At 72.7% G+C, this 13,181-nt stretch carries 10 protein-coding genes; 4 read left to right on the top strand and 6 right to left on the bottom strand.

Going from position 1 to position 13,181, the window contains the following annotated elements:
* The 3 genes from OZN99_RS13795 to OZN99_RS13785 all read left to right on the top strand — a co-directional run.
* On the top strand, positions 1 to 540 hold a 540-nt coding region (locus OZN99_RS13795), incomplete at its 5' end, for a hypothetical protein (protein ID WP_270935820.1).
* Between the two features lie 89 nt (positions 541 to 629).
* Complete coding sequence (locus OZN99_RS13790) at positions 630 to 1,628, top strand: enoyl-CoA hydratase/isomerase family protein (RefSeq protein ID WP_270935819.1); 999 nt, start codon at positions 630 to 632, stop codon at positions 1,626 to 1,628.
* Between the two features lie 193 nt (positions 1,629 to 1,821).
* A complete protein-coding gene (locus OZN99_RS13785) occupies positions 1,822 to 7,467 on the top strand; it encodes an Ig-like domain-containing protein (RefSeq protein WP_270935818.1) in 5,646 nt (1,881 codons plus the stop codon).
* A 9-nt stretch (positions 7,468 to 7,476) separates the two neighbouring features.
* Here OZN99_RS13785 and OZN99_RS13780 read toward each other — a convergent pair whose 3' ends face one another.
* The gene (locus OZN99_RS13780; protein WP_270935817.1) at positions 7,477 to 8,781 is read right to left on the bottom strand and encodes a bifunctional enoyl-CoA hydratase/phosphate acetyltransferase; all 1,305 of its coding nucleotides are present in this window, start codon (positions 8,779 to 8,781) and stop codon (positions 7,477 to 7,479) included.
* Positions 8,782 to 9,003: 222 nt separating this feature from the next.
* Between OZN99_RS13780 and OZN99_RS13775 the strand changes: the two genes are divergently transcribed.
* Entirely contained in the window at positions 9,004 to 9,399 is a 396-nt protein-coding gene (locus OZN99_RS13775) for a hypothetical protein (protein ID WP_270935816.1), read from the top strand.
* Between the two features lie 22 nt (positions 9,400 to 9,421).
* Here the strand turns inward: OZN99_RS13775 and OZN99_RS13770 are convergent, their stop codons facing one another.
* From OZN99_RS13770 to OZN99_RS13750, 5 genes are all read right to left on the bottom strand, one after another.
* Entirely contained in the window at positions 9,422 to 9,691 is a 270-nt protein-coding gene (locus OZN99_RS13770) for a hypothetical protein (protein WP_270935815.1), read from the bottom strand.
* A gap of 73 nt (positions 9,692 to 9,764) precedes the next feature.
* A complete protein-coding gene (locus OZN99_RS13765) occupies positions 9,765 to 11,051 on the bottom strand; it encodes a HAMP domain-containing sensor histidine kinase (protein ID WP_270935814.1) in 1,287 nt (428 codons plus the stop codon).
* 194 nt (positions 11,052 to 11,245) lie between these two features.
* Positions 11,246 to 11,923 (bottom strand): winged helix-turn-helix domain-containing protein, encoded by a 678-nt coding sequence (locus OZN99_RS13760; protein ID WP_270935813.1) that lies wholly within the window; start codon positions 11,921 to 11,923, stop codon positions 11,246 to 11,248.
* A 79-nt stretch (positions 11,924 to 12,002) separates the two neighbouring features.
* Positions 12,003 to 12,791 (bottom strand): C13 family peptidase, encoded by a 789-nt coding sequence (locus OZN99_RS13755; RefSeq protein ID WP_270935812.1) that lies wholly within the window; start codon positions 12,789 to 12,791, stop codon positions 12,003 to 12,005.
* 79 nt (positions 12,792 to 12,870) lie between these two features.
* The coding region (locus OZN99_RS13750) for a S1C family serine protease (protein ID WP_270935811.1) at positions 12,871 to 13,181 on the bottom strand (311 nt) is incomplete at its 5' end.

Below are 13,181 nucleotides of genomic sequence, written 5' to 3'. Positions count from 1 at the left end.
TTCGCGCGGCCCGATGCGCGCAGCGCCTGCGGCACCGCGGCGCGCCCGGTGGCGCCGGTGCGATCCGGCCGGCGCGACACCAACTTCGCGCGTCACGCCATGCCGGCCTGGCCCGCCCCGCCGGAAGGCGGCTATGTCGGCCGCCGGCTGGAGGAGGTGCGCCACGCGCTGTGGCGCGCGCGCGACCTGCCCTGGGTGGACCCGCAGCAGGTCTTCCTCGTCGGGCACAGCCTGGGCCGCGGCACCGCCGGGATGTGGCCGACGCGCGACGTGACCGCGGTGGCCATCCTCGGCCAGGATTGCCGCAGCGGCCAGGCGATCGCCGGGTTCGAGATGCCGATCTCGGTGCCGGTGCTGCCGCTGCTGGATCGCCGCGATCCCTGGCGCGGCGACCGCGCGCGGGAACTGTCCTGCGGCGAGCTCGCGATGCGCGCCGACCTCAGTGGCGTCGCGGTGGGCAGCGACCGCGGCCGGCCGGACGCGCCGGTCGCGCAGGATACGCTGCTGCGCTTCCTGCTGGGCGGCGCGACGCGCACCTGACCGGCCCGCACGCCCTGACGGGGCCCGCGGCTTGCCGGAACGGGCGCGAGGGACTAGCCCCCGGGCGGACAGCACCCGGGGATCCCCGCATGGCCGAGACTGCCGAGCCCACCGTCGTCGCCCGCCGCGAGGAGGCGGCCGGCACCATCCTGATGAACCGGCCGCGCGCGCTGAACGCGCTCGACCTTCCCATGATCGAGGGCATCACGGCGGCGCTGCGCGACTTCCGCGACGATCCGGCGGTGCGGCTGGTGGTGCTGGAAGGCGCGGGCGGACGGGCCTTCTGCGCGGGCGGCGACGTACGGCGCATGCGGGAGCTGGCGCTGGCCGGCGACGCCGCGGCGATCGAGGCCTTCTTCGCGAACGAATACGCGATGAACCGGGCGATCGCCGAATTCCCCAAGCCCTGGGTCAGCCTGATCGACGGCGTCTGCATGGGCGGCGGCATCGGCGTGTCCGTGCATGGCAGCCACCGCGTGGTGACGGAGCATGCGCTGCTGGCGATGCCGGAGACGGCGATCGCGCTGTTCCCGGATGTCGGGACCTCCTTCGTGCTGCCGCGGCTGCCCGGGGCGCTTGGCAACTGGCTGGCGCTGACCGGCGCGCGGCTGAAGGGCGCGGAGGCGGTGGAGGCCGGGCTCGCCACGCACCACATCCCGCGCGAGCGCCTGCCGGCGCTGCGGCACGCGCTGCTGGCCGGCGACGCCGGGGTGGTGGACCGCTTCGCCGAGCCGGTGGCGCCCGGCACCGTCGCCGCGCAGCGCCCGGCCATCGACCGCTGCTTCGGGACGGATTCGCTGCCCGCGATCCGCGCCGCGCTGCAGGCCGAGGGCACGGACTGGGCGCGCGAGCAACTGGCGACGCTGGACCGCATGTCGCCCACCAGCATGGCAGTGACACTGGAACTGCTCCGGCGCGGCCGGACCATGGACCTGGCGTCCTGCCTGGCGATGGAACTCGCCCTGACCCGGCGCGTGACCCGGCACCCGGATTTCGCCGAGGGCGTGCGCGCCGTGCTGGTGGACAAGGACAACGCACCCCGCTGGGCGCCGCAGGCCGATCCGGTGGCGATGCTGGACGGGGCGTAACCGGCTTCAACTCCGCGTGAAGTTCGGCACCATTTCGGTTTCGGCAGAAAACTGATACGAACCGTTAAGGGATGCCGGCCGCGTGGCTGGCCGGCCCGTGGTGCCGCGCGCTGCCCCTGGAAAAGCCGGGAAGGCGGGCGCGGCGGGCGCCGGCCCGGCCGGCGCTGGATGCTGCGCGGAGCGGGACGGCGCGATGGTCAATGTCATCAACGGCAGCCCGGATGCCGATACGCTGCCCGGGCTGGTGGATGCGCCGGACAGCATCCTGGGCGGCGATGGCCCGGATTCGATCGACGGCCAGGGCGCCGGCACCGGCAACGCCGACCAGATCTTCGGCGAGGCGGGCGACGACACCCTCGTCAGCAGCGGCACCGGCTTCGCCAACCTCGATGGCGGGAACGGCAACGACCGGCTGATCGCCGGGTCGTCCGGCATCGAGTCGGTGGTGGGCGGCGAAGGCGACGACACGCTGATCGGCGATGCCGGCACCAACTACCTGGCCGGCGACGACTACGACATCTTCGGCGCGCCGCCCTCGGCCAGCAGCGGGAACGACGTGATCGACGGCGGCGGCGGCGACGACGTGGTCAGCGGTGGCCCCGGGAACGACACGCTCTCGCCCGGTGCCGCCACCAACCTGCCCGCACCGGCCGACATCTCGGGCGGGTTCGACCTCGTGTTCGGAGGCGACGGCGACGACGTGCTCGCGCTGGCCGGCGCGCCGCAGGACTACGAGATCCGCACCGACCCGATCGGCGGCGTGCCCTTCCTGGTCTCGATCCCGTCCAGCGGGCCCGGCAGCGGCGTCAATGCCATCGTGGAGGATGTGGAGTTCGTTGCGTTCGGCGTCACCCCGGAGCAGCTGGCTGCCGGCGCCACGCCGCTGACGGTGGTGGATTATCTGTCGCTGTTCGACTTCTCCTCGAATGCCGGTGCCGGGCGCCCGCACTGGTCGTTCAGCGACACCGTCCAGGGCGCCGCGGGCGCGAGCCAGGTGCTGATCGCCATCGGAGACCTGCTGGCGAACGACTTCGACCCGGATGGCGACACGCTGATCCTGAACGACCTGCTGCCCGTCGCCGGCGCCGGCATCGCTTCCTTCGAGGTGCTGCTCACCGCGGCGGATATCGACGCCGCCGGCTTCGCTTCGGCGGCTTACCCGGATGGGCTGCTGGTGGTGAACCTGGACGCCCCGCTCGTGAACCCGCTGCGCTTCACCTACCGAACGCAGATGCAGATCGACGGAACGTTCTTCGTCGATCTCGGCAGCCAGGCCACGGTCACCATTGCGGCGCCGAGCGGTCCGCCGGGTGTGGCGGACGACAGCTTCCGCGGGAACATCGGCGGGGAGATCGTGATCCCCTTCGCGGCGCTCCTGGCAAACGACAGCGGCGTCAGCATCATCGACGCCAGCTATTTTCCGCCGTCCGACGGCAGCTACTTGGTCGCCATCGATCGGATCTTCGAACTGTTCCGCGTCTACCACTACGGCGGCGCCGCGCAGAGCGCGGAGTTCTTCTACACGGCGCAGGATGCGGACGGGAATCTCTACAACGCCAACGTCACCATCGACATCGGCAACACCCAGCCGGACGCCACCGACCAGACGCTCTACGTGCAGCCCGGCGTCGCCAACACCTTCGAATGGGCCGACATCGTGCGCATCGCCGCGCATGCCGACCCCGACGGCGATCCGCTGACGCTGGCCTTCTACAACGGTTCCGGGACCAGCGCCTTCGGCACCCTGACCGGCTTCGGCGATGCCGACCTCGGCGGCATCACCTTCACGCCGGTCGCCGGCTACACCGGCGGCTTCTCGATCCAGTATGCGATCACCGATCTTCCCGACCTCGGCGGGGCGCAGTCGCAGCCCAACCTCAGGACCGCGACGCTGACCTTCGCCGTCGCTGAGCCGATCGCCGCGCAGGATGACGGCCCGCTGGTCGCGACCATCGGCCGCTACGGGTTCATCACCGGCAACCGCCTTATGGCCAATGACGACGGCAACGACATCCGCATCGTCGGCCTTCTTGACGACCGCGGCACGGCCGACACTGACGACGACCTGATCCTGCCCACCATCACGACCGCGCAGGGCACGCTGGTGGGCCTGCAGAACGCGGCGCCGGGTAGCACCTTCGGCCCCGACGGCTCGACGCAGCTGATCAACCTCAACCCCCTCGGTTCGATCCTCGGCCAGGGCTCGACCTATGCGGGGCCCGACACCTTCACCTACGTGATCGAGGACGCCGCCGGCGTGCAGGACCGCGCAACGGTCACCCTGAGCATCGCCAACACCAGTCCGGTGGCGGTGAACGACGACCTCGTCTTCACGCCGGGCGGCGGCACAACGAGCCTGATCATCCCGATCGCCAGCATTCTCGCCAATGACAGCGACATCGATACCGGCCAGATCCTCGCGCTGACCGGCTTCGCCAACCAGAACCAGGCGGGCGAAGGACGGCTGGAGTATGTGGCCGGCCCGCCCGGCACGGTGCCGACCGAACTGCGCTATACCCCGCGCGACCCGACCTGGACCGGGACGGAGACATTCCAGTACTTCATCAGCGACAAGAGCGATCCGGGCGGCACGCTGAGCGGGTCCGCCTCCGCGCTGATCCGCGTCACGGTGGGCGCAGCACCGCCGCCGGTCTTTGCGATCACCGCGACGGGGCCCACCAGCGTCGCCGAGGGCACGGACCCAAGCGCACCCAACGCCTTCACCTTCACCGTCACGCGCACCAGCGGTGACCTCGGCGCGGCGCAGGTGATCTACCAGGTCCAGGGCGGCGCCGCACCGGCTGCCGGGCTCGCCGACCTCGTCGACGGGATGGGCACTGTCCCCGTAGACTTCGCCGAAGGGCAGACCACCGCGACCGTCTCGGTAATGATCATGCCCGACGACGAGGACGAGCCGGACGAGGGCGTGCGCATCTCGCTCGTGCAAAGCACCTACGGCACGGTCGACAGCACCACCTTCGACTTCACCATCGCCGATGACGACCTGCCGCCGCCGGTCTTCGCGATCACCGCGACGGGTCCGCGCAGCGTGGCCGAAGGCACCGACCCCGGCGCGGGCGGCGTCTTCACCTTCACCGTCACGCGCACCAGCGGCGACCTCGGCGCGGCGCGGGTGAACTACCTGGTCCAGGGCGGTGCCGCACCGGCCGCCGGGCTCGCCGACCTCGCCGACGGCATGGGCAATGCCGGTGCCGTGGACTTCGCCGAGGGGCAGACCACGGCGACCGCCACCGTCCTGATCATGCCCGACGACGAGGACGAGCCGGACGAGGGCGTCCGCATCTCGCTCGTGCAAAGCACCTACGGCACGGTGGACAGCACCACCTTCGACTTCACCATCGTCAACGACGACCTGCCGCCGCCGGTCTTCGCGATCACCGCGACGGGGCCGCGCAGCGTCGCCGAAGGCACCGCCCCCGGTGCGGGCGGCGTCTTCACCTTCACCGTCACCCGCACCAGCGGCGATCTCGGCGCGGCGCGGGTGAACTACCTGGTCCAGGGCGGTGCCGCACCGGCCGCCGGGCTCGCCGACCTCGCCGACGGCATGGGCAATGCCGGCGCCGTGGACTTCGCCGAGGGGCAGACCACTGCGACCGCCACCGTCCTGATCATGCCCGACGACGAGGACGAGCCGGACGAAGGCGTCCGCATCTCGCTCGCGCAGAGCAGCTTCGGCACGGTCGACAGCACCACCTTCGACTTCACCATCGTCAACGACGACCTGCCGCCGCCGGTCTTCGCGATCACCGCGACGGGGCCCACCAGCGTCGCCGAGGGCACGGACCCAAGCGCACCCAACGCCTTCACCTTCACCGTCACGCGCACCAGCGGTGACCTCGGCGCGGCGCGGGTGAACTACCTGGTCCAAGGCGGCGCCGCGCCGGCCGCCTGGCTGGACGACCTCGCCGACGGGATGGGCAATGGCGGCGCCGTGGACTTCGCCGAAGGGCAGACATCCGCGACCGCCACCGTCCTGATCATGCCCGACGACGTCGACGAGCCGGACGAAGGCGTGCGCATCTCGCTCGCGCAGACCACCTTCGGCACGGTGGACGGCAGCACCTTCGACTTCACCATCGCCGATGACGACCTGCCGCCGAAGCGCGACCCCATCGGCCAGCCCGACAGCGCCACCACCGCCTTCCAGACGCCGGTAGCCATCCCGGTGCTGGAGAACGACAGCGATCCGGACAACGACCCGCTCTCGCTCTTCGTCGACTCGCAGCCCTTCAACGGCGCCGCGACGACGAACCCGGACGGCACCATCACCTATACGCCGCGGGCCGGCTTCAGCGGCACGGACACCTTCTTCTATCGCCCCACCGATGCCTTCGGCATCGGCGCGCCGGTGCTGGTGACGGTGGAGGTCGGCCGCCCGCCCAACCGCCCGCCGGTCGCCTTCGACGCGACCTACCCGCTGGAGGAGGACGGGCCGGGCCTTGGCGTGGCGCTGGCGGGGCTCACCACCGATCCCGACTTCAACCAGGCCTTCGTCACGCTGGGCAGCGTGGTCGGCGTGTCGGTCTCGGGTTTCATCCCTGGCAACGGCTATGCGCTGTTCACGCCGCTGCCGGACTTCGCCGGCACGGCGACCGTCGCCTGGACCATCACCGATGCCGGCGGCCTGTCCGCGAGCGCGACGCTGCGCTTCGAGGTCGCGCCCGTCGAGGATCCGCCCGTCGCCAACGACGACACGGTGGAATTCCTGCCCGGCCAGACCGTCGTGACCTTCGCTGCCGCGGCGCTGCTGGCCAACGACACCGACCCGGACAACACCAACGCCACGCCGGATGACGACGACACGCTCGCCATCCAGTCCGTGGCGGCGCTCGGCGGCGGGACCGCGGTGCTCAACCCCGACGGCTCGGTGACCTTCACCCGCACCGGCGGCCCGGCCAGCTTCAGCTATACGCTGGGCGACGGCACCAGCACCGACAGTGCGGTCGTCACCCTGGCGGAGGCGAACGTGGCGCCGACCGACATCGCGCTGTCCAAGGCGAGCGTGGGTGCCAACCTGCCGGCGGGCGCACCGGTCGGCCTGCTGTCGGCCAGTGATCCGAATGCGGGTGACAGCGTGGCCTTCGGCTTCGCGCCGGGTGGCAATCCCGGCGGGCTCTTCGCCATCGTCGGCAACCAGCTGCAGACCGCCGCGCCGCTCGCCTTCCCGGACGGGGCGGCGCGCGCCGTCACGCTGCGCGCCACCGACTCCGCCGGCAACACCCATGACGAGAGCTTCGTCATCGCGATCGGCCGGGACCTGACCGGCACCGCCGCCGGCGAGGTTCTGGCCGGCAATGGCGGCGACAACCGCCTGCGCGGCGAGGCGGGCGACGACCGCCTGGTCGGGCGGGAGGGCAACGACCTGCTGGAAGGCGGGGCGGGCCGCGACCGGCTGCTCGGCGCGGACGGCAACGATTCGCTGGATGGCGGCGGCGACACCGACATGCTCATCGCCGGCGCCGGCGCGGACACGGTGGAGGGCGGTGCGGATGCCGGCCGCGCGATCCTGCGCGCGACCGGCGGCGAGACGCGCGTCGGGCTGGCAGGCGCCGACGTGATCGACCTGCTGCTTCCGGCGACCGGCTTGCCGGATGGCGAGGCCGATCTGGTCCTCTACGCCGCCGGGCAGGACGGGGTGGACCTGGTGCGGGGCTTCGAGGTCGGCACCGACACGCTGCGCATCGCGCTGCTTGGGGACACCGCCCTGGTGCAGGAGGTGGTCGGCGGCACCTGGGTCGGCTTCCAGTCCAGCCCGGGCGGCATCCTGCTGCAGGGTGCGACCGGACTGGTGCAGGGCACCGACATCGTCTTCGTCTGACGCCGGCGTTCAGCGCGCCGCGACCAGCCGCAGCAGCGCCGCCGAGGCCAGGCGGGAGGTCGCGTCGTCGCTGCGGCTGGTCAGCGCCATCGGCACGCGCAGGCCGAGCACGATGCCCGCGCCCTCCGCGCCACCCAGATGCGCCAGCTGTTTGGCCAGCATGTTGCCGCTCTCGATGTCCGGCACCACCAGGATGTCGGCGCGGCCGGCCACCGCGCTGACGATGCCCTTGGCGCGCGCCGCCTCCTCGCTGACGGCGTTGTCGAAGGCCAGCGGGCCGTCGAGGATGCCGCCCATGATCTGGCCGCGTTCCGCCATCTTGCAGAGGGCGGCGGCGTCGATGGTGGAGGCGAGCTTCGGCGTCACCGTCTCCACCGCCGACAGCAGCGCGACACGCGGGAGGTCGATGCCGATGGCGACCGCCAGGTCGATGGCGTTGCGCACGATGTCGGCCTTCGCTTCCAGGTCGGGCGTGATGTTCACCGCCGCGTCGGTGATGATGAGCAGCCGCGGGTAGAGCGGCGCATCCATGACGAAGGCGTGGCTGACCCGGCGCTCGGTGCGCAGCCCCGCCTCGCGCGCCAGCGCGGCCGACATCAGCTCGTCCGTGTGCAGGCTGCCCTTCATCAGCGCGGCCGCCCTTCCCTGCCCGACCAGGGCGACCGCGGCCTCGGCGCTGGCATGGCTGTGCGGGGTGGCGACCAGCTCCACCCCGGCCAGGTCGATCCCCAGCGTCTCCGCCGCCGCGCGGATGCGGGGCGGCGGCCCGACCAGGATCGGCCGGATCAGTCCGTGGCGGGCAGCGAGCATCGCGCCATCCAGGCTGGCCACGTCGCAGGGGTGGACGACCGCGGTGGGCACGGGCGGCAGGCCGGCGCATCGCGCCAGGAGGGTCGCGATCATGCGCCGGGGCTGGGTGCCGAAGGGCGCCTCGGTGCCGGTGGGGGCCGCCGCGGGCGGCGTGACCTCGGCCGTGCCCTCCAGGATCGCGGTTCCGTCGGCCTGGCGGACGCTGCAGTGCAGCACAAGGCTGCCATCCCCGGCGGTGCCCGCCACCTCCACGGTCAGTTCGACCTGGTCGCCTTCCGCGAGCCGGCCGGCGAAGCGGAAATCCTCGCGCCGCAGCAGCGTCCCGGGGCCGGGGAAGCGGCTGACCAGCAGGCGGGTCATGAGGGTGGCGGCCGCGCGGCTGCTCAGCGCCGGGTCGCTGGAGCCGATCAGGGCGGCCACCGGCGCCAGCTCGGCACCGGTGACCCGATGCGTCAGGGTGTGGCGGAGGCCGAGGGGGAAGGGGGGCGGGGCGGCGCTGTCCATCCGGGCCAGCCTCCTGTGCGGTGCAGCATCTGTCCAGGCGTGTCAGGGTGACAACCGGCCGGAACGGGGGTCCGGGCGGCTTTCCTGGCCGCCGCGCCTGACGGGGGCGTGAGCATGCACGAAATTGCAGGTCCGCCCTGCCCATTAATTGGCTGCGTCGCCCCCATTTATGCGCTATGCGCCCGCTCTCGGTGGCAACTCAGTGACGGAACTGGCTGGACGATGGGTGTCGTGATCGGGGAGGTGGCTCGGAAGCTCGGCTACCGCCCGGGAATGGCTTGCGCGGTGATCGGCAATCCGCCTGGTCTGACGTTTGGCTTGCCGAGCGGGGCGACGGCAGCCGCCGACCTCATCCTGGCCTTTGCGGCGGACCGTGCGACCCTGCGGGCGATCGCTCCGCGCGCGCTCAACCTCTACGGCATCGGCGCCCGGCTCTGGTTCGCCTATCCGAAGAAGAGCGGCCCGGTCCGGTCCGACCTGGATCGCGACCATGGCTGGGACCCGGTGACCAGCGAGGGCCTGCTGCCCGTTACCCAGATCGCGCTGGACGATACCTGGTCCGCGCTGCGCTTCCGCTTCCGGGAGGAGATCCCGAAGCTGATGCGCGCGGGCGCCTGACGGCGCCCCACCCGGCCCTATTCTATCCGCCGGCCTGCTGGGAGGCGCGCAGCGCGCGCCGCAGCTTGGCGATGCCCGTGCGGACATGGCCGTTCTCGCACAGCCGCTGGCCTTCCTCGGCCAGGCTGCGCACGGGCTCGGCCGTCGCGCCGGGCTGGCCGGCGAATCGGCTGGCCAATTCCAGGCAATAGGCCGAACTGTCGGTGGTCACGCGAAGCGGGTTCTCGGTCGAGGCCGGCTCGGCAAGCGGGAACACGACCATCGACAGGACAACGAGGCCAGGACGCAGCATGCTTGCATCCTGCCCCGGCCGACGCATCGCCGCTGTGGCTGCGCGGTGAAAGCGGGGTCATTATGAGCCCGGTTCAAGACGCCGGGAGGCGGAGCGTGACGGTCAGCCCAGGGCGCTCGGCGCCGGGATGGGTGTCCGACAGGGCCACCTCGCCGCCATGCAGCGTTGCGACCGCGCGGACCAGCGACAGGCCGAGCCCGGATCCGGGCGTGGTGCGCGCCGAATCGGCCCGGAAGAACCGCTCCCCCGCGCGCTGCCGGTCGGCGGGCGGCATGCCGGGCCCGTCATCGGCCACGGCGATCTCCAGCACGTCGTCCAGGCGGTGCGCGGCCAGCCGGACGGTGCCGCCTTCCGGCGTGAACTTCAGGGCGTTGTCCAGCAGGTTCACCACGGCCTGGGCCAGCAGGTCGCGGTCGCCGACCAGCGGCAGGGTCTCGTCGAGCTCCGCCTCCAGGTGCTGGTCCTGCGCTTCGGCCGAGGCGCCGTAGAGCTCCGCCATGTCCGTCAGCACGGGCGCCAGGTCGATGGGCGCGAAGGCGGCGCGGCGCGCCCCGGCCTCCACCTCGGCGATTCGCAGCACCGCCTTGAAGACGCGCGCGATGCCGTCCAGGTCGGCGATGCCCTGCTCCACCGCGGCGCGCAGAGCCTCCTCGTCCTGCGCGGAGACCAGGGCCTCCTCCAGCTTCGCGCGGGCACGGGCGATGGGGGTGCGCAGGTCGTGCGCGATCGCGTCGGAGACGCCGCGCACCCCCTCCATCAGCTGCGCGATGCGGTCGAGCATGGCGTTCATCGTGGCGCCGAGCTTGTCGAACTCGTCGCCGCGTTCGGAGAGCGGGACGCGGCGCGTCAGGTCGCCGGTGCCGATCGCCGCGGCGGTGCGGTAGATCGGGCGCAGCCGGTTCTCCAGCGCGCGCCGGAGCAGCCAGGCGCCGAGCACGGCGAGCGCGGCGGAGGCCGAGGCCGCCCAGGCGATGCCTTCCGAGAGCAGGCCGCGCAGACGGAGCTTCTCCGCCACGTCGCGCCCGACCAGCAGCCGGTGCCCGTCGCCGAGGTCCACCCGCAGCAGCCGCGCCTCGCTCACCGCGCCGTCCCGCTGCAGGGGGATGCGGATCCAGGGCGATTCGGCATTCGCCTCGGTCGGCCAGGTGCTGAGGTTGCCGGCCAGCCGGCGGCCCTCCGCCGTCAGCAGCAGGTAGAGCGCCTCGTTCTGCACATCGACCGCCAGGCGGTCCTCCACGGCGGCGACCAAGGCGGCGATGTCGCCGGCGCGGCGGCGTTCCTGCAGGGCGGTGGCGTCGGCGCGGATCGCCGCCTCCACCTGGCGGTCCAGTGCGCCGGCGGTGTTCCACCACAGAACCACCGCGGCCGCGGTGGCGGCGGCGGCGAAGACGGCGGTGAAGAACAGCGCGAAGCGGCCCGAGGCGCTGCGCAGCAGGCCGAGCAGCGGCGGCTCGAAATTGGCGGCGGCGACGGCGGGCGGGGGGGTGATGGCGGGGCTCCCAGGTCGCTCTCACCGGCCAGGCCCGCGGCGCGTGCCGCGAAGCCGGGCGAAGGTCAGTCCGCCCTGATCATGTAGCCGGCGTTGCGCACGGTGTGGATCAGCGGCTTCTCGAAGCCCTTGTCCAGCTTGTGGCGCAGGCGGCTGACATGAACGTCGATCACGTTGGTCTGCGGGTCGAAATGGTAGTCCCAGACCTTCTCCAGCAGCATGGTGCGGGTGACCACCTGGCCGGCGTGGCGCATCAGGTGCTCCAGCAGGCGGAACTCGCGCGGCTGCACGTCGATCTTCTTGCCGCCCCGCGTCACGGTGCGCGACAGCAGGTCGAGCTCGAGGTCGGCCACCTTGAGCCGCGTGGTCGGCACCTCCGCCGCCGGGCGGCGGCCAAGCGCCTCGACGCGGGCCAGCAGCTCGGCGAAGGCGAAGGGCTTGGTCAGGTAGTCGTCGCCACCGGCCTTGAGGCCCTTCACCCGCTCATCCACGGCGTTGAGGGCGGAGAGGAACAGCACCGGGGTCCGGTTCCCCTGGCCGCGCAGCGTCTCCACCAGGCGCACCCCGTCCACCCCGCCGGGCAGCATGCGGTCCAGGACCAGCACGTCGAACTGCTCGGAAGCCGCCATGAACAGGCCGTCCCGGCCGTTCACCGCGTGCTCGACCGTGTGCCCGGCCTCCATCAGCCCCTTCCGAACGAAGCGGGCCACTTCGGCATCGTCCTCGACCAGCAGGATTCGCATCGTTCGTCGTTCCCGGTCCCTGTCCGCACAGGTTACGGCGTGCGCGGGCGCGATTCCTAGCCCCGGGGCGGCGTTCGCTTCATGCCGCCTTCCCGCCGAAGGCCGGCAGGCGCAGCCCGCGCACCGCCGTTCCCTCGTGCAGCACGGGGGAAGAGGGCGGCGAGACCGCGCGTCGTGCCTCCTCGGCGCGCACGCAGGCGGTGGTGGCGGCCCAGATGGAGGGCACCACCCCGCCCGGGCCGAGGGCGCGCAGCAGGCAGTCGTCGAACACCGTCAGCTCGAAGCCGACGCCGCAGCCGAAGGAGGAGCGGTCGGCCCGTGCGGCCGTCATCACCACGCGGTTCGGACGCGCCATGCGGCCTGTGGCGAAGCTCCCGGTGTAGCAGCCCGACGCGACCACGACCGTCGGCGCATCGCCGCAGCCCTGCGCCAGCGCGGCGTCGAGCTCGTCCGGCGACAGGTGTTGCTCGCCGGGCTGGAACAGCAGCCCGCGATCGCGCGTGCCATGCATCGTCAGGAACACGAGGCAGCCCTCCCCCGGACCGGGCCGCAACTGCGCGATGCCGGCCAGGGCGGCCTGCTTGCCGCCGGGCCGGGCGCCCGCGGCCAGCTGGTCCCGTCGGGCCGTCAGGCGGGTGACCTGGCCCGGCACGGCCGCGCCGGTGGACGCCAGCCCGGAGGCGAGACGGCTCGCGGCATTGTCCCAGACCGGGAGCGAGGGGTCGCCGGCAACCAGCACCGCGCGCCAGCGGAGCTCGGCAAGGCGGTCCGGCGCGTGGATCGGCCCGGCATGGGGCGGTGGTGCGGCGCAGCCGGCCAGCAGCGCCACGATGGCCAGCAAGCCCGCGCCGCGCGTCATGGATCGCATGGCCGTCCTCCCCCCAGGTCCGGCGACAGGGAAGCGCCGGCGATGCGGTACCGCAACGCCCGACCGTGAATCGCCGGGTTTAGCCTGCGGGCTGGTTCGGGCGGCGGCCCACCTGCACCGGGATCTCGGTCGGCCGGCCATCCCGCACGACGGAAAGCCGTACGGTCTGCCCCGGCGGCACGGCGGCGATGTTGCGGACTAGCGCGCGGGAGGTCTCGACGCGCTCGCCATTGATGGCGGTGACCTGGTCGCCCTGGCGGATCCCGGCGCGGGCCGCGGGGCTGCCGCGCTCCACGCCCGCCACCAGCACGCCGCGGACCGGCGCCGCGCCGCGCCGGCCCGGCTCCTCCTGTGGCAGGTCCTGCACCGCCACGCCCAGCCAGCCGCGCT

The sequence above is a fragment of the Falsiroseomonas oryzae genome (genome assembly GCF_027856955.1).
GTDB lineage: Bacteria > Pseudomonadota > Alphaproteobacteria > Acetobacterales > Acetobacteraceae > Falsiroseomonas > Falsiroseomonas oryzae.
The sequence above is the reverse complement of the archived record's forward strand: the minus strand, read 5'-3'. Positions and strand labels throughout refer to the sequence as shown.

Excerpts from the sequence above, each read along its gene's own strand:
- OZN99_RS13790 (WP_270935819.1), top strand. The coding sequence starts at position 630 with ATGGCCGAGACTGCCGAGCCCACCGTCGTCGCCCGCCGCGAGGAGGCG.
- OZN99_RS13785 (WP_270935818.1), top strand. The coding sequence starts at position 1,822 with ATGGTCAATGTCATCAACGGCAGCCCGGATGCCGATACGCTGCCCGGG.
- OZN99_RS13780 (WP_270935817.1), bottom strand. The coding sequence starts at position 8,781 with ATGGACAGCGCCGCCCCGCCCCCCTTCCCCCTCGGCCTCCGCCACACC.
- OZN99_RS13775 (WP_270935816.1), top strand. The coding sequence starts at position 9,004 with ATGGGTGTCGTGATCGGGGAGGTGGCTCGGAAGCTCGGCTACCGCCCG.
- OZN99_RS13770 (WP_270935815.1), bottom strand. The coding sequence starts at position 9,691 with ATGCTGCGTCCTGGCCTCGTTGTCCTGTCGATGGTCGTGTTCCCGCTT.
- OZN99_RS13760 (WP_270935813.1), bottom strand. The coding sequence starts at position 11,923 with ATGCGAATCCTGCTGGTCGAGGACGATGCCGAAGTGGCCCGCTTCGTT.
- OZN99_RS13755 (WP_270935812.1), bottom strand. The coding sequence starts at position 12,791 with ATGCGATCCATGACGCGCGGCGCGGGCTTGCTGGCCATCGTGGCGCTG.